This is a genomic window from Acidovorax sp. GW835-FHT14G06 (assembly GCF_058793595.1).
Genome location: NZ_JBXAGA010000002.1, coordinates 519627 through 541779, shown reverse-complemented (window position 1 = coordinate 541779; position 22153 = coordinate 519627). Strand labels below are relative to the sequence as shown.

The 22153-nt window shown below is 56.0% G+C and carries 23 protein-coding genes, 1 tRNA gene and 1 pseudogene; 4 read left to right on the top strand and 21 right to left on the bottom strand.

Annotated elements, in window-relative coordinates; all coding sequences use genetic code 11:
* The first annotated feature begins 92 nt into the window (after positions 1 to 92).
* Positions 93 to 299 carry a hypothetical protein gene (locus AC1Q64_RS05135; protein WP_492250671.1) on the top strand — a complete coding sequence of 69 codons (207 nt, stop codon included), beginning with the start codon at positions 93 to 95 and terminating at the stop codon, positions 297 to 299.
* A 78-nt stretch (positions 300 to 377) separates the two neighbouring features.
* Here AC1Q64_RS05135 and AC1Q64_RS05130 read toward each other — a convergent pair whose 3' ends face one another.
* The 20 genes and pseudogenes from AC1Q64_RS05130 to AC1Q64_RS05035 form a co-directional block, all read right to left on the bottom strand.
* Entirely contained in the window at positions 378 to 689 is a 312-nt protein-coding gene (locus AC1Q64_RS05130) for a single-stranded DNA-binding protein (RefSeq protein ID WP_492250692.1), read from the bottom strand.
* A gap of 236 nt (positions 690 to 925) precedes the next feature.
* Positions 926 to 1002, bottom strand: a tRNA-Pro gene (locus tag AC1Q64_RS05125).
* 30 nt (positions 1003 to 1032) lie between these two features.
* Positions 1033 to 1470, bottom strand: a complete 438-nt coding sequence (locus AC1Q64_RS05120) for a MerR family transcriptional regulator (RefSeq protein ID WP_492250670.1) — start codon at positions 1468 to 1470, stop codon at positions 1033 to 1035.
* 97 nt (positions 1471 to 1567) lie between these two features.
* Positions 1568 to 1894: an integration host factor subunit alpha gene (locus AC1Q64_RS05115; protein WP_056063789.1), complete on the bottom strand. Its 327-nt coding sequence runs from the start codon at positions 1892 to 1894 to the stop codon at positions 1568 to 1570.
* 25 nt (positions 1895 to 1919) lie between these two features.
* Positions 1920 to 4367: a phenylalanine--tRNA ligase subunit beta gene (gene pheT, locus AC1Q64_RS05110; protein WP_492250669.1), complete on the bottom strand. Its 2448-nt coding sequence runs from the start codon at positions 4365 to 4367 to the stop codon at positions 1920 to 1922.
* Between the two features lie 72 nt (positions 4368 to 4439).
* A complete protein-coding gene (pheS, locus tag AC1Q64_RS05105) occupies positions 4440 to 5492 on the bottom strand; it encodes a phenylalanine--tRNA ligase subunit alpha (protein WP_056063795.1) in 1053 nt (350 codons plus the stop codon).
* 101 nt (positions 5493 to 5593) lie between these two features.
* On the bottom strand, positions 5594 to 5953 hold the full coding sequence (gene rplT / locus AC1Q64_RS05100) for a 50S ribosomal protein L20 (RefSeq protein ID WP_005795139.1): 360 nt from the start codon (positions 5951 to 5953) through the stop codon (positions 5594 to 5596).
* A 26-nt stretch (positions 5954 to 5979) separates the two neighbouring features.
* Positions 5980 to 6183, bottom strand: coding sequence for a 50S ribosomal protein L35 (gene rpmI, locus AC1Q64_RS05095; RefSeq protein WP_008904041.1), 204 nt, complete (start codon positions 6181 to 6183; stop codon positions 5980 to 5982).
* Positions 6184 to 6366: 183 nt separating this feature from the next.
* Positions 6367 to 6975: a translation initiation factor IF-3 gene (infC, locus tag AC1Q64_RS05090; RefSeq protein ID WP_082522461.1), complete on the bottom strand. Its 609-nt coding sequence runs from the start codon at positions 6973 to 6975 to the stop codon at positions 6367 to 6369.
* An 81-nt stretch (positions 6976 to 7056) separates the two neighbouring features.
* Complete coding sequence (gene thrS, locus AC1Q64_RS05085; RefSeq protein WP_492250668.1) at positions 7057 to 8976, bottom strand: threonine--tRNA ligase; 1920 nt, start codon at positions 8974 to 8976, stop codon at positions 7057 to 7059.
* 339 nt (positions 8977 to 9315) lie between these two features.
* Positions 9316 to 9546, bottom strand: a pseudogene (locus tag AC1Q64_RS05080) (isocitrate lyase); the annotation flags it as partial.
* 231 nt (positions 9547 to 9777) lie between these two features.
* Positions 9778 to 10962, bottom strand: coding sequence for a tyrosine-type recombinase/integrase (locus AC1Q64_RS05075; protein WP_492250667.1), 1185 nt, complete (start codon positions 10960 to 10962; stop codon positions 9778 to 9780).
* Positions 10963 to 11482: 520 nt separating this feature from the next.
* Positions 11483 to 13252, bottom strand: coding sequence for a primase-like DNA-binding domain-containing protein (locus AC1Q64_RS05070; RefSeq protein WP_492250666.1), 1770 nt, complete (start codon positions 13250 to 13252; stop codon positions 11483 to 11485).
* A 489-nt stretch (positions 13253 to 13741) separates the two neighbouring features.
* Positions 13742 to 13891: a hypothetical protein gene (locus AC1Q64_RS05065; RefSeq protein ID WP_010458146.1), complete on the bottom strand. Its 150-nt coding sequence runs from the start codon at positions 13889 to 13891 to the stop codon at positions 13742 to 13744.
* Between the two features lie 4 nt (positions 13892 to 13895).
* On the bottom strand, positions 13896 to 14081 hold the full coding sequence (locus tag AC1Q64_RS05060; RefSeq protein ID WP_010458148.1) for a hypothetical protein: 186 nt from the start codon (positions 14079 to 14081) through the stop codon (positions 13896 to 13898).
* A gap of 108 nt (positions 14082 to 14189) precedes the next feature.
* Positions 14190 to 14699 carry a hypothetical protein gene (locus AC1Q64_RS05055; protein WP_492250665.1) on the bottom strand — a complete coding sequence of 170 codons (510 nt, stop codon included), beginning with the start codon at positions 14697 to 14699 and terminating at the stop codon, positions 14190 to 14192.
* 152 nt (positions 14700 to 14851) lie between these two features.
* Positions 14852 to 15259 (bottom strand): hypothetical protein, encoded by a 408-nt coding sequence (locus AC1Q64_RS05050; protein WP_492250664.1) that lies wholly within the window; start codon positions 15257 to 15259, stop codon positions 14852 to 14854.
* Positions 15260 to 15442: 183 nt separating this feature from the next.
* Complete coding sequence (locus AC1Q64_RS05045) at positions 15443 to 15850, bottom strand: hypothetical protein (RefSeq protein ID WP_492250663.1); 408 nt, start codon at positions 15848 to 15850, stop codon at positions 15443 to 15445.
* A gap of 38 nt (positions 15851 to 15888) precedes the next feature.
* Complete coding sequence (locus tag AC1Q64_RS05040; RefSeq protein WP_056645571.1) at positions 15889 to 16269, bottom strand: DUF4177 domain-containing protein; 381 nt, start codon at positions 16267 to 16269, stop codon at positions 15889 to 15891.
* Between the two features lie 53 nt (positions 16270 to 16322).
* Positions 16323 to 16640 carry a hypothetical protein gene (locus AC1Q64_RS05035; protein ID WP_492250662.1) on the bottom strand — a complete coding sequence of 106 codons (318 nt, stop codon included), beginning with the start codon at positions 16638 to 16640 and terminating at the stop codon, positions 16323 to 16325.
* 203 nt (positions 16641 to 16843) lie between these two features.
* Here AC1Q64_RS05035 and AC1Q64_RS05030 point away from each other — a divergent pair, with 203 nt between their 5' ends.
* From AC1Q64_RS05030 to AC1Q64_RS05020, 3 genes are all read left to right on the top strand, one after another.
* Positions 16844 to 17095: a helix-turn-helix domain-containing protein gene (locus AC1Q64_RS05030; RefSeq protein WP_492250661.1), complete on the top strand. Its 252-nt coding sequence runs from the start codon at positions 16844 to 16846 to the stop codon at positions 17093 to 17095.
* A gap of 521 nt (positions 17096 to 17616) precedes the next feature.
* The gene (locus tag AC1Q64_RS05025; RefSeq protein ID WP_492250660.1) at positions 17617 to 19944 is read left to right on the top strand and encodes an ATP-binding protein; all 2328 of its coding nucleotides are present in this window, start codon (positions 17617 to 17619) and stop codon (positions 19942 to 19944) included.
* On the top strand, positions 19941 to 20891 hold the full coding sequence (locus tag AC1Q64_RS05020; RefSeq protein WP_492250659.1) for a response regulator: 951 nt from the start codon (positions 19941 to 19943) through the stop codon (positions 20889 to 20891). The genes AC1Q64_RS05025 and AC1Q64_RS05020 overlap by 4 nt, the downstream gene beginning before the upstream one ends.
* Here the strand turns inward: AC1Q64_RS05020 and AC1Q64_RS05015 are convergent.
* Positions 20772 to 22079 carry a DNA cytosine methyltransferase gene (locus AC1Q64_RS05015; protein WP_492250658.1) on the bottom strand — a complete coding sequence of 436 codons (1308 nt, stop codon included), beginning with the start codon at positions 22077 to 22079 and terminating at the stop codon, positions 20772 to 20774. The two genes, AC1Q64_RS05020 and AC1Q64_RS05015, sit on opposite strands and share 120 nt — an antisense overlap.
* Positions 22080 to 22153 lie beyond the last annotated feature (74 nt).

Genomic DNA, 22153 nt, shown 5'->3' with positions numbered 1-22153 from the left:
GCATCACGCCTGCCGCCATGGACGACTGCTCAGTCAACCGGCGTCGGACTGCACACCAAAGTCTACCCCCCTCCATAACCAAGAACCCCATCATGAGTGTCGAACGCAGAGGCAGCGCGGACCGCCGCACCGGTAAGGATCGCCGCCAGGAAGAAAAAGGTCCACCCACCAATTTCGAGCGGCGACGGGCCATCGAGGCGCGCCAGCCCGAATTGACGGAACTGCACATGAGTGAGGATGAGCTCAAGGCGTTGGGTTTTGCCCCCACCCCCACAAGCAACCCCCGCAAGACAGGCTAGGCCTTGCACCTTGCACCTACCACTTGTACGCGTCCTGCTCCGCGTGCAACCGCATGACCCGGATTGCGCAGCGTACGTCTACTGCTCCATGCCAGAGATCGGCAGGCCGATCAATCGGTGTGCCACCATATCCAAGGCGGGTCTTGCATTGCCTTGTTTGTCCGTCCAGACACGGGGATTCAAGCTGCCAGAAAGCGCCACCGAATCACCGTCGCGCAGTTGGTGAAGGGACGCGCAGAGATCCTCGTCAAAGGCGATGACATTGATGAAAAGCACTTCGCCCTCTGCCGTGCTGGCTCGCACCTTCGCCAGTGTGTAGGCCTTGCCCGCTTTGTCCGTGCGGCGCTCCGCTTCACCGTAAAGCCGTCCGGCCACCAAGCCATCAATCATGAAGGTCTCCATGCCCGTCATGGGCGTGTTGTTGCGCCCCCTCCCAGGCCCCGTCATCACTGCATGGCCAGTGTCACCGGCAAGGGCGTCTGACGTCGCCGCATGCACGGCACGCAAGCACAGCATGCGCATTACGCAAGCGCCACCACCGAGCCGCAACGCTGATGCTGTTAAAACCAGCCGGGGAGAAAAGCAAAAAAGCCCAGAACCTTTCGGCTCTGGGCTTTTGCTATCAATGGTCGGCGTGGCGGGATTCGAACTCGCGACCCCTTGCACCCCATGCAAGTGCGCTACCAGGCTGCGCTACACGCCGACAAGACTTAGATTATATGCAGAAAATAGCTCAGTTCAGAGAAAGTAGCGCACGAATTTCAAATAATTCTTGGCGCACTGCGTTGGAGTCCAGCGAGAAGCCTGTTGCGACGATCGAAAGGTCGCGCGCACTGTTGTCCACCAGCATGCTGGGCAGCTCGGCGTCCTGCGCGAGGGAAGCCTCGTCAGAGGCACCACCTTCTCGCGAGGGATGTGAAAGCTCTTGCAGGCGATTGCGCGCCCCGCTAATAGTGAAGCCCTGGTCGTACAGCAAATCGCGGATGCGGCGAATCATCAGCACCTCGTGATGCTGGTAGTAACGCCGGTTGCCACGCCGCTTCATGGGACGCAGCTGCGTGAACTCCTGCTCCCAGTAACGCAACACATGCGGCTTGACGCCGCACAGCTCCGCAACCTCACCAATCGTGAAGTATCGCTTGGCGGGAATGGAAGGGAGGGTGGTGCCCATGAGATGCGGATTCAAACGGGAAAGCTTTCAAGCGTACTGCAGACCAGCCTGCACCGCCAGCTACCAAGAACATCTTGGCAACAAAAACAGTACAAATTCACGCAACAGCAGCCGTCTGGATCTGCTCCTTGAGCTTGCTGCTGGCGTGGAAGGTCACCACGCGGCGCGCCTTGATGGGGATGGCCTCCCCCGTGCGTGGATTGCGCCCGGGGCGGGGTGCCTTGGTCCGGATCTGAAAATTGCCAAACCCCGAAAGCTTGACGTCCTTGCCTTCGACAAGGCTTTGGGCAATCAGGTCGAAGAAGGCATCGATCATGTCCTTGGACTCGCGCTTGTTCAAGCCGATCTGATCGAACAACAGATCTGCCAACTGCGCCTTGGTCAGTGCCGGTGTCTCCAGGCTTTCAACTGCGAATTCGATCATGGCTCGTCACTCCCCTTGGACATCATCACACCCGCAGACGGGCGCCAGTGCGCTGCGTCAACTGAGTGATCACGGATTGCATCGCGGCGTCGATTTCAGCCTCGGTGAGCGTGGCTTCATCGCGCCCCAGGGTGAGGCGCACGGCCAGACTCTTCTCGCCGGAGGCCAAGCCACCTGCAGGCGCCTCTTCGCCCGCACGCAGCGCCTTGGGCCGGTACACGTCAAACAGCACAGCAGAACGCAACATGCCACCCGGAACGGCTTGCTCCACCGCACCCATGATCTCCGCGTGCGTCACGCGCTCGGCCACCACCACGGCAAGATCGCGCTCGACAGCCTGGTGTTTGGTCACTGGCTTGAACTGTGGCACCACCCGCTGCAGCACGGCGTCAAGCTCCAGCTCAAACATCACAGGTGCAAGCGGCAGATCCCAAGACTGGCGCCACTGCGGATGCAATTCGCCCACAAAACCAATAGCGCGCCCATCGACCAGCACGCGTGCACAACGGCCAGGGTGCATGGCGGGATGTGTGCCCGGCTCGAACGTCGCGCGCAAAGGCGCCAACAGGGCTTCCACATCGCCCTTCACATCAAAGAAGTCGATGCCTTGTTCCTTGCGCCCCCATTGCAGCATGTCGTTCGGGCCATAGGCCAGACCCGAAACGCGCATGGGCTGATGGAAGCCTTCAACCGTGGTGTCGGTGTTGCGCACGCTGCCGTCGCGCAGGAACACACGGCCCAGTTCAAAGAAGCGCACCCGCTCAGCCTTGCGGTCCAGGTTGAACTTCAAAACTTGTAGCAGAGAACCCAATAAAGTCGAGCGCATCACGCTCATCTGACTTGCAATCGGATTGAGCAGCTTGATGGGTTGCGGGTTGGCGGCCAGCTCAAGTTCCCAACGCTCTTCCACAAAGCTGAAATTGATCGTTTCCTGATAACCCAGGGCTGCCAGCGAACGGCGCACCGCAAACGGGCTTCGCGTGGCCTCAAGCGCCAGCTTGGGTGTGATAGGTGCAAGAGGCGGCGTGGTCGGCAGGTTGTTGTAGCCCACCATGCGGGCCACTTCTTCGATCAGATCTTCCTCAATGGTAATGTCGAAACGGAACGACGGCGGCGTGACCGTGAGCACACCATCGCCCTGCCCGACCGGCAGGCCCAGGCGGGTCAGAGCGTCGGCGCATTGCACCTGCGTCAGCGGCATGCCGATGACCTTGGCGGCACGCGCCACGCGCAGCGTGACAGGCTGTGGCACAGGCAAGTTCACCACTTGGTCGTCCATAGGGCCGCATGCTGTATCGGCCGTACCGCAGATGTCGATGACGAGTTGGGTAATGCGCTCGATATGCTCCACCGTCAGGCTAGGATCCACGCCGCGCTCAAAACGATGGCCGGCATCCGTCGAGAAGTTGAAGCGGCGCGAGCGGCCTGCCACCGCCTTGGGCCACCAGAATGCGGCCTCGATGTAGATGTGCCGGGTGTCGTCAGACACGGCTGTGGCGTCACCGCCCATGATGCCTGCCAGCGATTCGACCTGGCTGTCATCGGCGATCACCCCCACCTTGTCGTCCACCGTGATGGTGTTGCCGTTGAGCAGCTTGAGCTGCTCGCCCGGCTTGCCCCAACGCACGTCAAGGCCACCATGGATCTTGTCCAGATCAAAAATGTGGGAAGGGCGTCCTAACTCAAACATCACATAGTTGGAGATGTCCACCAGAGGCGACACACCGCGCTGGCCGCAACGTGCCAGGCGATCCAGCATCCATTGAGGGGTGGCAGCCCGTGTATTCACGTAGCGCACGATACGGCCAGAGAAGCGACCACACAGGTCAGGCGCGCTCACCTTCACGGGCAGTTTGTCCACCAGCTTTGCAGCCACGGCAGGGAACGACGGACGTTGCAACGGCGTACCCGTCAATGCGGACACTTCCCGCGCGATGCCATAGACACTCAGGCAATGCGCTAGATTGGGCGTGAGCTTGAGCGTGAACAGCGTGTCGTCCAGGTTCAGGTGTTCGCGGATGTCCCGACCCACAGGGGCCGAGGCATCGAGCTCCAGCAGGCCGCCGTGGTCTTCCGACAGCTTGAGCTCGCGGGCGGAACACAACATGCCTTGGCTCTCCACGCCGCGCAGTTTGCCCACCTTGATAAGGAAGGGCTTGCCATCATCGCCAGGCGGCAGCTCGGCGCCCACCAGTGCGCATGGCACCTTGATGCCCACGCGGGCATTGGGTGCGCCACAGACGATATTCAGCAGGGCGCCCTGCCCCACATCCACCTGACAAACACGCAGGCGGTCGGCGTCGGGGTGCTGTACCGCCTCCTTGATCTCACCCACCACAATCTTGGTGAAGGGCGGGGCGACGGGGCGCAGCTCTTCCACTTCCAGACCGGCCATCGTCAGCGTTTCGGCCAGCTCGGCCGTCGTCAAAGGGGGGTTGCAGAATTCGCGCAACCAGGATTCAGGAAATTGCATAGTCGGACACTCTTGTACGGAAAGTGCGCAGCGCGGCCACCGGGCACACGCGCGGCGCGAAGTCGGCGGGCTTTACTGGAACTGCGACAGGAAGCGGATGTCGCCGTCAAAGAACAGGCGCAGGTCGTTGACGCCGTATCGCAGCATGGTCAAGCGGTCTGGCCCCATGCCGAATGCAAAGCCGATGTACTTCTCGGGGTCAAGGCCCATGTTGCGCACCACGTTGGGGTGCACCTGACCCGAGCCAGCCACTTCGAGCCAACGACCAGCCAACGGGCCTGTCTGGAACTGGATGTCGATCTCGGCGCTGGGCTCCGTGAACGGGAAAAAACTGGGGCGGAAGCGCAACACAAGGTCATCGCTTTCAAAGAACGTGCGGCAGAAATCCGTGAAGATGACCTTCAGGTCCTTGAAGCTCACGTTCTCACCAATCCACAGGCCTTCGCACTGGTGAAACATGGGCGAGTGCGTAGCGTCACTGTCCACGCGGTAAGTACGGCCCGGTGCGATGACGCGGATCTCAGGCATCGCCTGACCGGCATCGAGCGCAGCGCGGTGCTTCTTGACATGCTGCACCGCGTGACGGATCTGCATGGGGCTGGTGTGTGTGCGCAGCAGGTTGGGGGCGGTGGCAGTGCCGCCCTCCACATAGAACGTGTCGTGCATGGAACGCGCGGGGTGGTCTTCCGGCGTATTCAGTGCAGTGAAGTTGAACCAGTCGGTCTCGATCTCGGGGCCTTCTGCGACGTCAAAGCCCATGGAACCAAAGATACCCTGGATGCGTTCAAGCGTCAGCGACACTGGGTGCAGGCCACCTTGCCCACGCTGGCGGCCTGGGAGGCTCACGTCCAGTGCTTCGGCCTTGAGCTGCAATTGAAGTTCGGCATCGGCCAGAGCTTGGCGGCGAGCGGTCAGTGCAGCCTCGATGGCCTGCTTGGCGACGTTGATGGCTGCGCCGCGGGATTTTTTTTCCTCGACGGACAGCTGAGCCATGCCCTTCATGAGCTCGGTCACTCGACCCGACTTGCCCAGAAATTGCGCCTTGGCGTTTTCGAGGTCAGCGGGGGTTGCGCTTTGGGCAAACAGTTGCGTCGCGCTCTCGACCAGGGAATCCAACTCGTTCATATCGACTCTTGAAAATGAACAAGGGCTAGTGCCTTTTCAAGCCCTAGCCCTTGCTGTTATTGCGCAAGCAGCTATCAGAACGATAGCCGCTCATCGTGAACTCAAGCAGCCAGCTTGGCCTTGACTTGCTCCACGATGCTGCCAAAGGCAGCCTTGTCGTGCACTGCGAGATCGGCCAGCATCTTGCGGTCGATCTCGATGGAAGCCTTCTTCAGGCCGTTGGCGAACTGGCTGTAGGTCAGACCCAGTTCACGGGCAGCGGCGTTGATACGGGCGATCCACAACTGGCGGAACACGCGCTTCTTGGTGCGGCGGTCACGGTAGGCATATTGCCCAGCCTTCATTACCGCCTGTTTGGCGATACGGAAGACGTTACCGCGGCGACCACGGAAACCCTTGGCAAGGGCGAGAACTTTCTTGTGACGGGCACGGGCCGTTACACCACGTTTGACGCGAGGCATGTATGTACTCCTTGTTCGTCAGTAAATTAAACGCCCATGCCGGGCAGCATCTGTGAAATCGAGCCCATATTGGTCTCGTGCACAGCAACCGCACCACGCAGATGGCGCTTGTTCTTGGTGGTCTTCTTGGTCAAGATGTGACGCTTGAAGGCTTGACCGCGCTTGACGGTACCACCTGGACGAACGCGGAAACGTTTTTTCGCGCTGCTCTTGGTCTTCATTTTGGGCATGTGAATGCTCCTTTTTCATTGTGCTCGCGAGGCGTTTGCAAACCGATCTGCAAACTTGTTGGCCCCGAGCCACTTTTATCGAAAGGCTTTCACCTTCCGGTCGGCAGTGCTCGAAAGCCCTGCCTTTTTAAGCGCCCCGCCCTTTCGGCCGCAGCGCTCAAAATCTGACACTGATTGACAGACCTATGCTGCCGCCCCCGTTGCCGGGGCCGCACCTTCAGCCGCTGGCTTGGCCGCGGGCTTCTTCTTGCCCGGGGCAATCATCATGATCATCTGGCGACCTTCCAGCTTGGGAAACTGCTCGATGATGATGCTGTCAGCCAATTCGTCACGAATCCGGTTCAGCAAAGCCAAGCCTAGTTCCTGGTGCGTGATTTCACGACCGCGAAACCGCAGCGTGATCTTGCACTTGTCACCATCCGCCAAAAAACGGCGGATGTTGCGCATCTTGATGTTGTAGTCGCCATCGTCCGTTCCGGGGCGGAACTTGACTTCCTTGATCTCAATGACCGTCTGCTTGGCTTTGGCTTCTGCCGCACGCTTTTGCTCTTGGTACTTGAACTTGCCGTAGTCCATGAGGCGGCACACCGGAGGATTCGCCGTAGCGGCGATTTCCACCAGATCCACGTCCAGCTCACCGGCCATGCGCAAGGCCTCCATGAGGCTGACAACACCCAAAGGCTCGTTGTCAGGCCCGGACAGGCGGACTTCCGGGGCCATGATTTCACGGTTCAGGCGGTGCTTGCGCTCTTCCCGGTGGCGACGATCACGAAATTCAGTAGCGATGGCTATCTTCCTTGAATCAAAATGCTACAAATAAAGTAGCTACTTCCGCACAGTCCGCGAGCGGCAAAGCAGTTTTTGTGTTCAAAATCAGGCTTTGGTAGCGATGTCGTTAGCGATCAATTCAATGAACGCATCCACAGACATCACGCCGAGATCACGATTACCCCGGGCTCGCACTGCGACGGCTCCTGCCGCCTTCTCCTTGTCGCCTGCGACGAGGATGTAGGGCAGCTTTTGCATCGAATGCTCCCGTATTTTATACGTAATCTTCTCGTTGCGCAGATCCAGGGCCACCCTAAGGCCTTGATTGGGCAGCGCTTTTTGCAGTTTTGCTGCGATTTCACGACAGTAATCGGACTGCGCGTCCGTGATGTTGAGCACCGAAACCTGTACGGGAGCGAGCCACGTAGGCAAGGCGCCAGCATGTTGCTCAATCAGAATTCCGATGAAGCGCTCCAGGCTGCCAACGATGGCGCGATGCAACATGATGGGCCGATGGCGGGCGCCATCTTCGCCCACAAATTCAGCATCCAAGCGCTCCGGCATGTTCGGATCCACCTGGATCGTGCCGCACTGCCAGGGGCGCCCCAGCGCATCCTTGAGCGTGTACTCGATCTTGGGACCGTAAAAAGCGCCTTCTCCCGGCAGGTACTCGAATTCGCAGCCGGACGCTCGCAGCCCCTCGGCCAATGCGTTCTCGGCGCGGTCCCAGCTTTCCTCGCTACCGATTCGTTTCTCAGGCCGTGTGGACAGCTTGTAGATGATGTCTGTGAACCCGAAGTCCTTGTAGACCTTTTGCAGCAACGTGGTGAACGCCACCACCTCCGACTGGATCTGGTCTTCGGTGCAAAAGATATGGCCGTCGTCCTGCGTGAAGGCACGCACACGCATGATGCCGTGCAGGCCACCGGTCGGCTCATTGCGATGGCATTGACCGAACTCGCCAAACCGCAAAGGCAGGTCGCGGTAGCTCTTGATGCCCTGCTTGAAAATGATGATATGCCCGGGGCAGTTCATCGGCTTGAGCGCGTAGTCGCGCTTCTCCGACTCCGTCACAAACATGTTCTCGCGGTATTTGTCCCAGTGGCCGGTTTTCTCCCACAGGCCCTGGTCCAGGATTTGCGGACCCTTGACCTCTTGGTAGCCGTTGTCGCGGTACACGCGGCGCATGTACTGCTCCACCTCCTGCCACACCGTCCAGCCCTTGGGGTGCCAGAACACCGTGCCAGGCGAATGCTCGTCGATGTGAAACAGATCCAGCTCGCGGCCGAGTTTGCGGTGGTCGCGCTTTTCTGCCTCCTCCAGCATCGTCAAATACTGCTGCAGCTCATCCTTGGTGGCCCAGGCCGTGCCATAGACCCGCTGCAGCATCTCGTTGCGGTGGTCCCCACGCCAGTAGGCGCCCGCCACCTTCATGAGCTTGAAGAACTTGAGCTTGCCGGTGCTGGGCACATGGGGGCCACGACACAGGTCTTCGAAATTGCCTTCGCGATACAGGCTCACATCTTCGTTGCTGGGAATGCTGGCAATGATTTCTGCCTTGTAGTGCTCACCCAGCCCCTTGAAGTAAGCCACCGCCTCATCACGCGGCAACACGCGACGCACCACTGGCTCGTCCTTGGCCGCCAGTTCGGCCATGCGCTTTTCGATGGCAACCAGGTCTTCAGGCGTGAAAGGACGCTTGTAGGCAAAGTCGTAATAGAAACCGTTTTCGATCACCGGGCCAATGGTGACCTGCGCATCAGGAAACAACTCCTTAACGGCATAAGCCAACAAGTGCGCCGTGGAATGGCGGATCACCTCCAGACCGTCGGCATCCTTGGCAGTGATGATGGACAGCGGACTGTCGGCCGTGATCTGGTAGCTGGTATCCACCACCTTGTCGCCGATCTTGCCCGCCAAAGCGGCTTTGGCCAGACCCGAGCCAATGGAGGCCGCCACTTCGGCCACCGTGACGGGGCCTGGAAACTCGCGCTGCGAACCGTCGGGAAGCGTGATGTGAATCATGGGAGTAACTCTTTCTTTTCAATCAGTGCAATGGGTACGGGCACGCGCCAGGCCCAGGAAACAAAAAAGCGCGGAGCAAGTCCGCGCTTTTTGGAGGTGTGTGCAATCTCGTGCAGGCGCGAACAGCCAGCCTTAACGGCCAGTCAACATCTCCGATGTAGTTCGCGGTGTCATAACCAGATTGCCTTTCTCGCTCTTGTGCAGTGAATTTCTACGGATTTTAACCCCAGCACCCAGAAAAAAAGCCCGAAGCATTTGCTTCGGGCTTTTGTCGAGTGCATTTCGCGCCACAACGAAGTGGCGCTAAACACTTCAGTCCTCGTACCACTAGACCTCAGATCAGTGGAACTGCTCTTCTTCGGTCGAACCCGTCAGGGCCTTCACGCTGGACGAGCCACCCTGGATCACCGTGGTCACGTCGTCGAAGTAGCCTGCGCCCACTTCTTGCTGGTGCGACACGAAGGTGTAGCCCTTTTCGCGTGCTGCGAATTCTGGCTCTTGCACCATCTCGGTGTAGTGCTTCATCCCTTCGCCCTGGGCGTATGCATGGGCGAACTGGAACGTGTTGAACAGGCCAAAGATCCTCGTAAGTTGAAGATTTGCAAGGATTTTTTCGCCTTTTTGAGGTTGCTTTTCAGCACCACCCACCCATCCCCCACCCCGAGTTTCTATGCCGGATTCCGATGCCCAATGGAATCAACGCCTTTCCTTTCCCCGGACCATGGCTCTCCCACCACCCACCCAACCCAGCCGTCGTTTCCGCTGAGGGGTGGAGGGGGAAAATTTTGCCCAGTTTTTCCGCTACGCGCTGGCCCTCTGGCTTTCCAGTCCTGGACCGATGGCGGCATTGGCTGCGGCGTCCACGGCGGCATGCAATGTGGCATCAGACAAGTGTGCGTAACGCTGCGTCGTCTTGACCTGGGAATGCCCCAACAGCTTGCCCACCACATAGATGGACTGGCCTGCGTTCACCAGATTGCTCGCAAAGCTGTGCCGTAGATCGTGCATGCGAACATCAGGCAGACCCGCTCTTTTGCGTGCCGTATCCCACGCACAGAACAGATTGCCATACGGCTTGAGGGTGTTGGGGTTCGGCACGACATATGGACACCCATTCCACCTCGGCAGCCCTTGCAGCAACTCCATCGCTTTCGCAGAGATAGGGATGTTGCGGGCCTTCCCGGACTTCGACATGGGGATGCGCCAGTTGCTACGCTCCATATCGAAGTGCTCCCACTTGGCGTCCAGCAGTTCCCGTTTGCGGCAACCAAACATCAGCATCAACGCCACGATGTGCTTGAGCTGGGTGTTCTCGCTCTGGGCCAGCACCTCGAGCAGCCGTGCGGTCTCCTCGCTGCTTAGATAGCGCTCTTTCGCATTGTTGGCCTGAAACAGCGTCACATCGTTGGCTGGATTCGACGAAGCGCCATGCACTCTCATCTTCTTGGCCAAATTGAACATGATCTTGAACAGGATGGGCAGCTTGTTCGCCATGGCCAGCGCGTACCCTTTTCTGCGCATACCTTGATGGGCTTCCGAGATCATCGTGGAGGTGATCTGGTCGAGATGCAGTGCGCCGAAGCGAGGAATGATGTGGATGTTCAGAAAGCTGATGGTGGATCGGAAATTTCTCCTGTGCAGATGGATGTGAGGGATGTACTTGTCGCGGATGAACTCTGCGAGCGTGGGCACTTGGCGAAGGGCCTTCTTGTCCTCGGCAGGGTTCTCTCCCAGCACGACCTTGGAGCGGAGCTTTTCTGCAGCCTGCCGCGCCTTGTCGAACGTAATGGCTTTGGCATCACCAATCTTGTGCTGGCGCTGTTTCCCGTAGGGGTCACGGTACCGAAGGCTGTATGTCTTTCCTCCGGTGGCACGAACTTCCAGAATGAAGCCGGTGATGGCGTTGTCGTAATAGTCGGTCTTGCCCCTGCCCTCTTGGCAGACGGCATCGCGGACGAATTGGGCATCGAGATTCACATTGGGCATGGGGTGGCTCCTTGTTGGGGATGAAAGTGGATAGAGGCCGGGGCGTTTTCAGTCGCACCGGAGATGAATGGACGGATGGCTGACCAGGCGATCAGCTGAAGTACGAGGCAGCGATGAGGCCGCCGCGCGATGGATAGCCAAAGAGGCAGGAAGGCAAAAAGCATGGAATCTCCTTTGATGGGCGCGCACAGACGCGCGAATTGAAGGAAGGGATGTGACGAATACGAAGAGGACGCCCACGCCGCGACTTGCGCAGCAGCACAAGGGGCGGAATGGACGAGAAGCGGAGGCGAGAAAGCAGCAAAGCCCAGCTGGCTTGCTACGACGCGGAACAGATGAGGCGGGTGCCGCTCTGTTTTACGGGCAGAGGGTTTGACGCGGCCACGAGGTCACCCATTCAGCCATGGGCGGCAGGTCCAGCCGGGTCGCCAAGCAGTCCCGTGGTTTTCTCTCTCTTACCAATGGTTGGCGGCAGAAAACCCACTTCTCCCACTTCTGGGGAGGTGGCGGTGCAGGACCTTCAAAAGTCCGCAGGCTGATCGCTGACCGGGGCGGGAACCGAAGGGCCGTCCAAATCCGACTCAGCTGTCAGATCGGGCTTCATGCGAATACCCCGGAAGATCTCGTAGCCATCCAGCGTCGCCAGCTTGATACCCAACTGCAGGTTGAATTCCAGCTTTTCCTTGAAGGCACTCTTGGCAAAGGGCTTGCGTCCGTTCTCTTCACACCATGAGCGGTATGTTGCATACAGCGAGGACCGCCGACAGTGATGCGAAGCTTCCAACTCGCAGCTTTCATGAATGAACTCATCCACAGAACTGGCCGAGCGTTGCCACTGAGCCATCAGGCGGTCGTGCACCTTGGAGGGCGAGTAGCCTTCTTGCTGAAGCACCCGGGCTCCCGCTTGCAGCACCTTGTAGGCGATACCGGGCATTTCACTCTTGACGATGCGTTCCGATAGACCGGCATCCAGTGACAAACCGCTTTTGAGACGGCTGTTGGGGAACTCCGCCAGCAGCCAGCGCGAGAAGAATGCAGCCGAGTGGTCATTGGTTCTGATCATGTGATTGCTCATGAACAGGTGTCCAGCCGTGTTCCGAAAAGTGAAGGGCGGCTGTGTTGGGAACCTTCCCACGACCTCGTCGCGGCCCAGTACCGACTTGAACTCAGCGGCGGGGATAGGAAGATGCTCCGCCAGCTCACCCACCACATTCAGACGTTTCCCCGCCATCATCGCCAAGTAGTACTCCTTGCCCCACAAGGTGGGAGATGCGGCGGAACACAACTCAGCGGGAACCAGATTGTTGTAGATCTTTTCCAGGGTGCCCTTTCCAGCGCGCCCGTAGCGATCCAGCCAGGCAAACGCCTTCTCATAACGGTGGGCGACCCCCAGCATCACCGCACCGGCAAACTCCTCCATAAGCCGCCGCTGCCCCTCTTCTTCGCCCTCCACCTTGGAACAGAAGGTTTCGTGCATGAACGCGTCATACAGCGGGGTAGGAAGGTCCTCCGGTTCGAAGTCCAGCGCCACTGTTTGGCGGTGTTTCAAGCTCAGAAGCTCCTTGCAAACCTTCCCGTCCCGTGCGCTGTAGAAGCTACGCAGGCACGCCACACCTTCGGGAGCTTTCTCAAAGAAGGTATCGTTGGTTGCGATAGCCCGCGCGTGGCTTGCGATGCTGCAGTAGTCCTCCTGGCGCAGGCAGTTCTCTTTATCGTCATGAAGCTCTGCCACGACCTTTTCAAGTTCGCCGAATGACAGCGGCTCCCACAGCCTTGAGTTCGCGCGGGGTATGTACAGGGTCCCCCTGACAGAAACCGGGTTGTACGACCCGATGGCCATGTGCTTGAGCACATCCATCGCGTACCCATGGTGCGTGGGGACCACCTTCTTTTGCACCCTTTCGAGCTTGCGCAGCGCTCGGTCGAGCTGGGTCAGTGACACCTCCCCGTTGACTCGCTTTAGCGTCGCCCGCACGTCCATCCACCCGGCCAAATCACGAGCCCGCAGCGCAAGCAGCGCGTGAAGGGCCTCAGGTTCAAATGGAGCGCCGCAACGATGCGCAGTCTTCGCGATGAGCTCAGTAATGACTGCGGCGTTGTCCACCGCTGGCACCCCGGCCTCGACATCCAAAGTGCCTGCACCAAGCCCGCTCTTCGGCTCAAGCTCACTCTCTGCCGCAAGCTCACTCTCTGCTGCAAGCCCACCCTCTGCTGCAAGCCCACCCTCTGCTGCAAGCCCACCCTCTGCTGCAAGCTCATTCTCCATATCCGAAACGTTACTTTTTTCCATACAAATGCTCTTTCCAGTCAAACGTTAATGACAGCCAAAAGCTCTTTCGTAGCCCAAGCCACTACTCCGAGCCCAAGCTCATACGCGTCAAGACCACATCAATTTGCAAGCTCATCGCAAGCGCTTTTTTTGTGTGTCTATCGCTTAACTGTCCCCTGGTTAAAGATTCGCCTTTAAATAACCAAAAATTATTATCAATACTGTGTTTTTGCACATATGCAAACACAAATTGAAAACCGCTGGTTGAAAAAATAAAGACCGAGCCACCCCGGAGCAGCACCATGCGGCACCACCCCGGGGTATCTCTTTTGCGTCCCTCCGTCGATCACCCACGGCAAAGCTTCCGTGTCACACGGCATTCGTCTTCAGGGTGTTCTTGGGGAGGGTGTTCCGGCGGGCCAGCGCGCGAGGGCCGGGTCCGGGAGGCGGGCAAGAGCTGCCCAGGTTGGCCGCAGGTGGGCCGGTTGCTGCGGGGCAATGGGTCGGGTATCAGTCCCAGGCCGGGGTGCCCAGGCGCTCCGCCTCCCACCCGAGCAGACCTGCTGCATGGCTGGTGATGGTCAAGGGCAGAAGTTCGACGGGGATATCCCGGTCCAGCATGGCAGTGGCGGCAGTCAGAACGCAGTCTTGATAAGTCATGAAATTACTTCTTTCTATGGGTGTCGAGGTAGTACACAAGCCCCGCAGCGATCAGCACGATCACGAGGAAGTGCAACGGAAAGGCATAGACCAAGAGGCCCAGTCCGACCAGGCACAACCAGCGGGCGCCGGAGGCCATGAGGTGAAGGACGAGAACAGTGGTCAGGGAAGCGGCAAGCAAAGCGGCCATAGAGACTCCTAAAGCAAGGCAGAGGTAATAGGTCCGGGCGAGGGTGTCGCCGGTGGGTGGACTTACCGCTTGCAATGAGGGGGTCTGCAGGTGTTCGCAGGGGCTGGCTTATGGAGCGGCCAAGGCCCCTGCCCGCTTGCCGCGAGCCTTGTCATCCTTCACAGGACGGTGGGTGGGCTGAGTGGTGGGCTCTTTGGCGGACTGAATGGCGGGTGGATTGGGCGCCTGCAGCCGGGCCTTCCAATCAACTCCTTCCACGTACTGGTAGGCATGCCGTTTGTCCGTCACTGCTTGCAGAATCCCCAGGTGCTTGAGAACCGCCATCACAAAGCCAGCGGTGTTCACCGAGGTGCCCGCAAAGAGCTTTGCCAGGGCCGATGCCGACAGCGTGGTCGCCGCCATCAACAAAGGCTCTACAGCGTCATAGGCGATCCAGGAAGGGTTGTGGTGCCCCTTGCCAGGGTTGTGGGTCACACGCAGGTGCAGGCGGCCTTCGGGGTCGTTTCCCAGCTCGTAGGTGAGCGTGGAGCGGCCGGACAAGGAGGGGCACTGGTCGGTGCGCAGGGTAGTGATGGTGATGACTTCTGGAGTGGTATCGGGTTGATTGGCATCTGTCATTGGTGGTCCTTTTGATGGGTTGTCGAGGAACATTCCTCATTTCAGATACGCGGTTTTTCTCAGTTTTAGGTGGGCAAAAAAATGCCACCCGAAGGTGGCTTGTTGGTCGCTGTGAAGTGATTCCAGCAGGTGTTGCAGTAGTGCTTGCTTTGTCATCGGGGGTGGCCCTCCCGGGCATAGCGATCGCAGAGCAACGCTAGTGCATGGGGGATGCCCCGGGGCATGAACACCACAATGCCGAAACCGTCGTCGCTCAGGATGAAGGTCAGCACATACCAGTGTTCGTACACCTCCAGGGCATCCCAAGACGGAGTGAAGTCGGGGTGATCGTTCGCCAGTCCATTCCAGCGGTTATGAAGGATGGTGAAGCCCAGTTGCTGCTCCAGGGCATGGGGGGTGTCTTCCGGGTCCATCACCACGACATGCAGCAACGATGCCCAGTCGTTCATCTCGGTAAAGGCTTCTTCTGAGAGCCGTTCCGCCACCAGGGTGTGAAGGCCCAGAGCATTCTCGGTACTTGCCAGTCGATTCAAGGCATCATGGTTTCGGTAGGTTTGCATAGGCCGCTTTCCTTTTTGATGAAGTGGTCAGACAAAGAAAAAGCGCCCGAGGATTGCTCCAGGGGCGCCCGGTGGGGTGCGATAGATCACGGGTTGAGTTGGTCGATTTCCTAGAGGGTAGTTCTCTGCTTTAGCGTCCCCGGGTCTTTCGGTTGCAGGGGGGAGCTGTGGCGGGGTTGGCGTTTATTCCGGCATGCTGGACTTTTTGATGTCCTCGATGTGGGTTCCGAGCGTGAAGGCGATGTACCCGAGTGCACACACAGCCCAGAAGACCGCCATCAGGATGTCTTTGCTCAGGCCGATCAGAGCGAGCACAGCCATGGCACAGAAGATGGCAACTTGCTTCTTGGTGGTGCGTTCGACGGCATCCTTGAGCAACTCCACCCCTTCATCTATGTCCACGGCTTTCTTTGCGGGTGTCTGCAAGGTCATGGGGTCCGGCAAGGGTGGTTCCGCTGCTGCCTTGGCCTGTGCAGCCTGGCGGGCGGCTTCCAGTTCAGCCTGGCGTGCCCTATCTGCCTCCCTGCGAGCCTGCTCGGCTTCTTCGGCCAGTTCTTTGCGCCTTGCCGCCAGTCGTTCGTTCAAGTCCATAGGTCTCCTCATGAATGGGATGTTGACGATCCAGGCGACTACTCACCCTCTTGCAGGTGGTCGGCGATGGCATGCAGGACGGCGCCACCCAGGACTGCGCCTGCAGCACCAGCGACGGCCTTGCGCCCTACCCGCTTGGCTTGCTCTTCGGCTGCGATGACGTCATCGATGCAGCGGGCGGCACGGGCGGCTCTTTCTGACTCAGGGACACGGCGCTCGAAAGTGACCATGAGGGTTTCTCGGTCGGACACCAGCAGGTGGCGCTGCATTACCTTGGTCATGAACACCATGCGCCAGCCCTCGGAGGCCATGGCGTTGATGTAGGCCTCCAGCACGCCGGTTTCGATGCGGCCTTCGCCCAGCAGGGCTGAGCTGATGGCACCGTCGGCCACGTCGATTACCTTGTATTCGTATTCCATGGACTCCCTCCTGAAATTGATGGTGGATGTTGGTTGAGGATACTGGTTGGTGACTACTTGCTCCAGCGAGACCGCTCGAACACGCTGGGCAACGCAATGCTTCCCTTGTCCTTGTCGTACACGCACAGGTGGCTGGTGTACTTGCTCGCGTCTTCGCTGGCCTTTTCAGACAGCTCCACGACGATGTGGCCATCCTTGGTCCAGTGGTCGATGGGTTTGACGATGGCGCCGTACTTGGCGCGCTCTTGTTTGTGGAAGCTGGCGCATTCGGATTTGACGCGGGCAAGTTCTTCGCGGCTGGGTCCGGAGCAACCGGTGAGGGAAAAGACAGCGATGAGGGTGATGGAAACGATTGGGTTCACGAGTTGCATGGGTGTGGATCGGTGCTTTGCTGGGATGGGTTGGATCGGGTGGCAGCCTGTACGGCCAGTGATTGAGATGCTCTGGGGGTCCTCCTAGAAGTGATGAATCAAAGAAATCTGCGTGTAGAAAAAGCTGTCAATGAATTTTGCCGCATATATGCTGCAAAATGGATGGCGCACTGCTTCACCCTTGCTCAACTTATTGAGCAAAGATGGTGGAACCAGATCAGGCATTCGGACAGGCGCTCAGGAGCCTGAGAACACGACGCAAGTGGAGTCAAACTGACTTGGCACTGCGCGCGGATGTCGATCGCAACTACATCTCGTTGATCGAATTGGGTAAGAACAGTCCCAGCGTACGGATGGTGTTCAAGCTCTGCGAGGCGTTGGATACCTTGCCATCCGACGTGCTCAAGGAAGTCGAGCGGCGCATCAGAGCAACCAGCCGACCCACGCTGGACTAATAGTATTAGTCCGGTAAATGGTCTCCACCACGCATCTGGAGTAGAAAAGATTCAACTCACAAATGCGAGGACATGCAGGCCCTCTCGTGGACGAAGACATTGGCAGCAAGCATGAGGCAATTGCGCGCACAAGTGTGAACGCCTCCATATCGGATGATGAGCGCCCGCAAGGGGCGCTGAACACGCCTAATTGCACAACTTCAGTGCTGTTTTTTAACTCAGGAATCGCAATGGCACAGCTAGCCGATGGTGAGGCACTTCTCGCACCTCCTAAGGGGATCAGAGCGTGGAATGGGCTAGACGCTGCAAGCGGCTCTAAGTGAATGCTCGCAGTACTACTACGCTAAGATAAAGAGAGGTGGCCAAGCGCCACTTCATGCCACCTCAGTAGCTTTATCGGGGATACAATCAATATTAAATTTAAAAATGGCACAATGATTTTCGCCATTTCATTATATTTAAATATTAACAAATTTTCTGGTGCGAGCGATTCTCGATATTACTCACAAGGAAAATAAATAATGATCACCGCAGAAAAATTTAGAGTCAGCTCCCACCTAAAAGATATCATCGGACGCGACCTGGTCACCAATGAATATGTGGCGATATTTGAACTAGTAAAGAACTCTTTCGACGCCAGCGCTACAAGAATAGATATAGAATTTTGCCCCGAAGATCGCACAATAACAATTGTCGATGATGGATTCGGGATGTCACGCACTGATATTCATGAGAAGTGGCTTTTTGTGGCATATTCAGAAAAAGCACAAACTCCACCAGATAGCTATCGCGACAAGATAAAGCCGGCTGGACAATTCGCTGGAAGTAAAGGGATAGGGCGGTTTGCGTGTGATACTTTAGGCGAAAAACTGGAGCTCTTTAGCCTTAGAGCGAATTCTCGAACCATTTCAAAACTCGATGTCGATTGGACTCGATTTGAGCAAGACAGCACCGAAGAATTTCAAGACATCGGCGTAAAACTGAGCTCCACGAAATCATTTCCAAAAATCTATAATGCAAAGCCACCTTCCGAGCATGGCACAGTTCTTGTGATAAAGAACACTAGACATTCTTGGGACGAAGATACGATAAAGAGACTTCGAAGAGATCTGGCAAAACTAATTGACCCATTCGGAACAACCACCAACGTCACAGTTTCAACTTGGCTTGTAGAAAATTCCAACATACCAATTGATGGCGTTGACGGGCAAGTTGGCAACGAAATTTCCGAAATTCTTTTGGAAAAAACTAGTCGAATTTGGGTAACCATCGAAAATGGGTACATCAATACAACTCTCTTTGATCGAGGGAGAAAAATTTACTCTATTCGAGAACGGTCTATCTACCAGGAACTTGAAGACTGTCGAGTTGAGGGGCAAATATATTTTTTAAACAGAGCTGCAAAACACACATTTACAGTACGCATGGGGGTTCGACCCATTGAATTTGGAAGCGTTTTTCTCTTTCTCAATAGATTTAGAATATTTCCAATTGGCGAAGAGTTTGATGACACATTGGGATTGAATAGAAGAAAACAGCAAGGGCAATCGCGATACCTAGGAACTCGCGACATTATTGGACGTGTTGATGTTTCAGCAAGACCAAAAATGTTTCGTGAAGTTTCTAGCAGAGATTCGGGACTTGTCGAAGACGCTCGTAGTCGTGCATTGTTTGAGGCGATCAGAAAGCACATGATCTTTCGGCTTGAGCGCTACGTAGTTGGCGTTAACTGGAAGGATAAGCATGATCAGAATCGGGAAACGCCGGATGGACTAGAAACAGACAAGGCACGAGAAAGAATTCTCACGATCATTGGGAATTTTGCTCGAGCAAAAGACATAGAAATTATTTACTATGATGAAGATATAGTTAGAGTACCGGATGACCCGGACCAAGTTACGAATGACTTGCTCAAAGCCATGTCGGAAGTAGCGGAAAGCCGCGGCAATAGCACCTTACTGAAGCAAATTGAAGATGCCCGAAAGCGTATTGAAGAGCTCAAAGCTTCACGAGAAGAAGCAAGAGAGGTTGCTCAGCGAGCACTAGAAGAGCGGCATCGCTCAGATGCACGTATCGCACTGCTGGAGAAACAAGCGGCTTTTCTAGGGAGCAGCTTGGATGTGGATGTTGATCGCATTCAATTGCTGATGCATCAAGCCACAATCCATTTAGGGCACATTCGGTCCGCCATAACGAATGCAGCTCATGAGACCCGGGTTATTCTATCTGCAGCAAATAATCCGGGCAGTCTTAAGGATGGAGACGATATAGAGGACCTGCTTGCTTCCATTCGTCAATCCTCACGTCGCCTTTCTTCATCAATCGCGGGAGCGACATTGTCAGGCGACAGACTTGGAGTTATTCTTTCATTTGCTCCAAATATTAGAATAGATCTGGAAACCGACAAAGTTCGTGGCGATCTATTGCAATTTTTTCAAGAATATTTTGAAGTTCGATTAACCGGAGTGCCAGGCATGCCAACCGCCACTTTCGACGCCTCCGGACTAAATCTTTACAGAGAATTCTCACCCGTCGACATTGCAGTGGTAATTGACAATTTACTTGACAATGCCAGAAAAGCAAAAGCGAGAAAAATTGAATTCAAAGCAACAAAAAAAGGGAAGAATTCGGTATCCATAAAGGTTAGCGATAACGGTCTTGGGATCGATGAGCGAAAGGTAGATCCTTCCAAACTATTTGAGCGCGGATATTCGGGTTCCACAAATGGGACTGGACTAGGGCTTTACAGCATTCGCCACATCATTCAGGCAATGGGCGGCACTATAGAAATGATCGGCGACGGCAGCAGAGCTGATTTTGAAATCGTATTTTCGGGGGAGGAGTCATGAATCTTGATTTCGGCATTCTTTGGATAGAAGACTCATACAGTCCAGAAGAAGAACAAAACCTAAAGCGTCGAGTTCGTGATGCAGGGTTCATTGCTCGCATCGATGTAATTCCAAATGGAAATGAGATCGAAGATTTAGCAAAGACACATGCCCTATATCATCGATATGACATTATTCTTCTTGACTACCGCCTAAGAGACGAGAACGGCGATGAATTAGCACCAAAAGTACGTCAATTATTCCCCTCCATCACCATACTTTTTTACTCCGGAAGTGTTCAAGAAAGTGAACTTCGCAGGCTAATCGCGGCGCAAGAAGTTGAGGGAGTGTATTGCAGCCTTCGTGACCATCAGCGTTTCATACAACGCACGGGTGAGCTTATAGATCAAACTGCACGTGCACTGGACAGACTATCCGGAATGAGAGGACTCGCAATGAGGGTAGTTGCTGAGTGCGACGATCTGATGAAAACAGCGATGCTATCAATGTGCGATCGCGACGCCAAATGTGCCGAAAAAACATCCGATTTAGATGACGAGGTTCTTGATTTTATCGAAAAGATGAAATCAAATTACACAGAATCCACCAAAGGAAACCTAGCCAGCCGCTTAGATACCAGGGCTGTTGACAGCGCGAAACTCTTTAGCCATTTTCGTCGTTTGACTCAAATTGCCGTCGCTGACCCTGCCACTTTTGGAATGAATCATGCACAAGTGGAGAGACTACGAGAACTACGAAGAAACAGCTCTCAGTATGTGCAACATGTCTTAACAAAGCGCAATATTCTTGGGCATGTTATCGAAGTTAAGGGCGAAGCCGGATGGCTATTACAAGGCAGCAACGAAATCAGTGTTGATGATTTTCCCGATATCCGCAGGACCTTCGCTATATACATTGACGCAATTCGCGAAATCAGTGGCCTCGTTACGCCGCTGAATGGCCAATAGCCCAATTAATACTTCGCCAAGTGCCTCCGCCAAAAGTGGTGGCACTGCATTTCCCACCTGAGTGAATTTAGGACATGAATCTTTGCGCCGCTTTCCACCTGTTGTATATGGTCCTTGAAACGAAAACCAATCAGGAAAAGATTGCAGACGTGCATGTTCACGTACAGTCATAGATCGCGGACGAGAATAGTGTATAAAGTCATCCGGCAATGTACTAATAGTTGGTGCGGGAGCCTCCGGATCGAGAGGCGTCGTCGCCCGCTTCTTGATTCCCAAACGCTCTCTGTCCTCAATTCTTAAACATACTCCACGCTCGCAACTATTCAATATATCCTGCATGCGCTCCACAGAAACAGGACTATGGCGCGGTAAGCGCATATCGCGAGGCTGGTCCACGCAGTCCATTCTCATTAACTCTTGATAGGGACTCGCTGCGGCGTTGGCACGATTTAGCATTTTGAATCCGAGCTTACCCCACTCCGGATCAATTTTCAAATCGCCCTCTCCTTCTTCCAGATCGGAAATTGCAGCTCGAGCTGTAGTGTAATCTGGGCCAAGTTTCCTTAAGGTTAAAAACATCTTCCGCCCAACGCGCATACGTTGCATCGGATCTATACCGGGTATAGAACCCTTAAGCGCACCAATTAGAATAAATCTCGGTCTACGCTGCGGAACTCCCCAGTCTGCAGCCTTGAGGATATCAAACCAAGTGTCATAACCAAGTCTATCCAGTTCTTTTACAACATAGTCACTATATGTCCCCCCCGTTCGATGCTTCATGGAATGAAATCCAACTACATTTTCAAGGAGCACAAGTCGAGGCTTAACGAGTTCTACATAATCTAAGTAGACTTCAACCATGCGGCTGCGCGGATCATCCGGGCGCCGCAGTCCATTCATACTGAATCCTTGGCATGGCGGCCCACCCGCAATTAAATCGACCTTTCCATGTAGTGCGGCTATTTCTGCGGTGTGTTTAGCAAGCAACTCCTCCGCATACCACGCTCTCTTCTCCAGCCAATCCGGCCAAAGGTGCCTCCCGCACCCCTTGTCAAGCAAGTTATACCGATAGGTGGAAAACGCATCGGGATGTGCTTCGACGTTGAACAGGGTGGAGAAGCCCGCAGCGCCCAAGCCTAGCGACAGGCCACCGCATCCAGAAAAAAGATCAAGGCAAGTTGGAGTCATTCCGCAGTATTACACCCTACCTTGAAACATGTCCAGGACATTGGGCCCAAAGAAATGCCGGCAAACTGAAACTG

Excerpts from the sequence above, each read along its gene's own strand:
- AC1Q64_RS05135 (WP_492250671.1), top strand. The coding sequence starts at position 93 with ATGAGTGTCGAACGCAGAGGCAGCGCGGACCGCCGCACCGGTAAGGAT.
- AC1Q64_RS05130 (WP_492250692.1), bottom strand. The coding sequence starts at position 689 with ATGATTGATGGCTTGGTGGCCGGACGGCTTTACGGTGAAGCGGAGCGC.
- AC1Q64_RS05120 (WP_492250670.1), bottom strand. The coding sequence starts at position 1,470 with ATGGGCACCACCCTCCCTTCCATTCCCGCCAAGCGATACTTCACGATT.
- AC1Q64_RS05115 (WP_056063789.1), bottom strand. The coding sequence starts at position 1,894 with ATGATCGAATTCGCAGTTGAAAGCCTGGAGACACCGGCACTGACCAAG.
- pheT (WP_492250669.1), bottom strand. The coding sequence starts at position 4,367 with ATGCAATTTCCTGAATCCTGGTTGCGCGAATTCTGCAACCCCCCTTTG.
- pheS (WP_056063795.1), bottom strand. The coding sequence starts at position 5,492 with ATGAACGAGTTGGATTCCCTGGTCGAGAGCGCGACGCAACTGTTTGCC.
- rplT (WP_005795139.1), bottom strand. The coding sequence starts at position 5,953 with ATGCCTCGCGTCAAACGTGGTGTAACGGCCCGTGCCCGTCACAAGAAA.
- rpmI (WP_008904041.1), bottom strand. The coding sequence starts at position 6,183 with ATGCCCAAAATGAAGACCAAGAGCAGCGCGAAAAAACGTTTCCGCGTT.
- thrS (WP_492250668.1), bottom strand. The coding sequence starts at position 8,976 with ATGATTCACATCACGCTTCCCGACGGTTCGCAGCGCGAGTTTCCAGGC.
- AC1Q64_RS05075 (WP_492250667.1), bottom strand. The coding sequence starts at position 10,962 with ATGCCCAATGTGAATCTCGATGCCCAATTCGTCCGCGATGCCGTCTGC.
- AC1Q64_RS05070 (WP_492250666.1), bottom strand. The coding sequence starts at position 13,252 with ATGGAAAAAAGTAACGTTTCGGATATGGAGAATGAGCTTGCAGCAGAG.
- AC1Q64_RS05065 (WP_010458146.1), bottom strand. The coding sequence starts at position 13,891 with ATGACTTATCAAGACTGCGTTCTGACTGCCGCCACTGCCATGCTGGAC.
- AC1Q64_RS05060 (WP_010458148.1), bottom strand. The coding sequence starts at position 14,081 with ATGGCCGCTTTGCTTGCCGCTTCCCTGACCACTGTTCTCGTCCTTCAC.
- AC1Q64_RS05055 (WP_492250665.1), bottom strand. The coding sequence starts at position 14,699 with ATGACAGATGCCAATCAACCCGATACCACTCCAGAAGTCATCACCATC.
- AC1Q64_RS05050 (WP_492250664.1), bottom strand. The coding sequence starts at position 15,259 with ATGCAAACCTACCGAAACCATGATGCCTTGAATCGACTGGCAAGTACC.
- AC1Q64_RS05045 (WP_492250663.1), bottom strand. The coding sequence starts at position 15,850 with ATGGACTTGAACGAACGACTGGCGGCAAGGCGCAAAGAACTGGCCGAA.
- AC1Q64_RS05040 (WP_056645571.1), bottom strand. The coding sequence starts at position 16,269 with ATGGAATACGAATACAAGGTAATCGACGTGGCCGACGGTGCCATCAGC.
- AC1Q64_RS05035 (WP_492250662.1), bottom strand. The coding sequence starts at position 16,640 with ATGCAACTCGTGAACCCAATCGTTTCCATCACCCTCATCGCTGTCTTT.
- AC1Q64_RS05030 (WP_492250661.1), top strand. The coding sequence starts at position 16,844 with ATGGTGGAACCAGATCAGGCATTCGGACAGGCGCTCAGGAGCCTGAGA.
- AC1Q64_RS05025 (WP_492250660.1), top strand. The coding sequence starts at position 17,617 with ATGATCACCGCAGAAAAATTTAGAGTCAGCTCCCACCTAAAAGATATC.
- AC1Q64_RS05020 (WP_492250659.1), top strand. The coding sequence starts at position 19,941 with ATGAATCTTGATTTCGGCATTCTTTGGATAGAAGACTCATACAGTCCA.
- AC1Q64_RS05015 (WP_492250658.1), bottom strand. The coding sequence starts at position 22,079 with ATGACTCCAACTTGCCTTGATCTTTTTTCTGGATGCGGTGGCCTGTCG.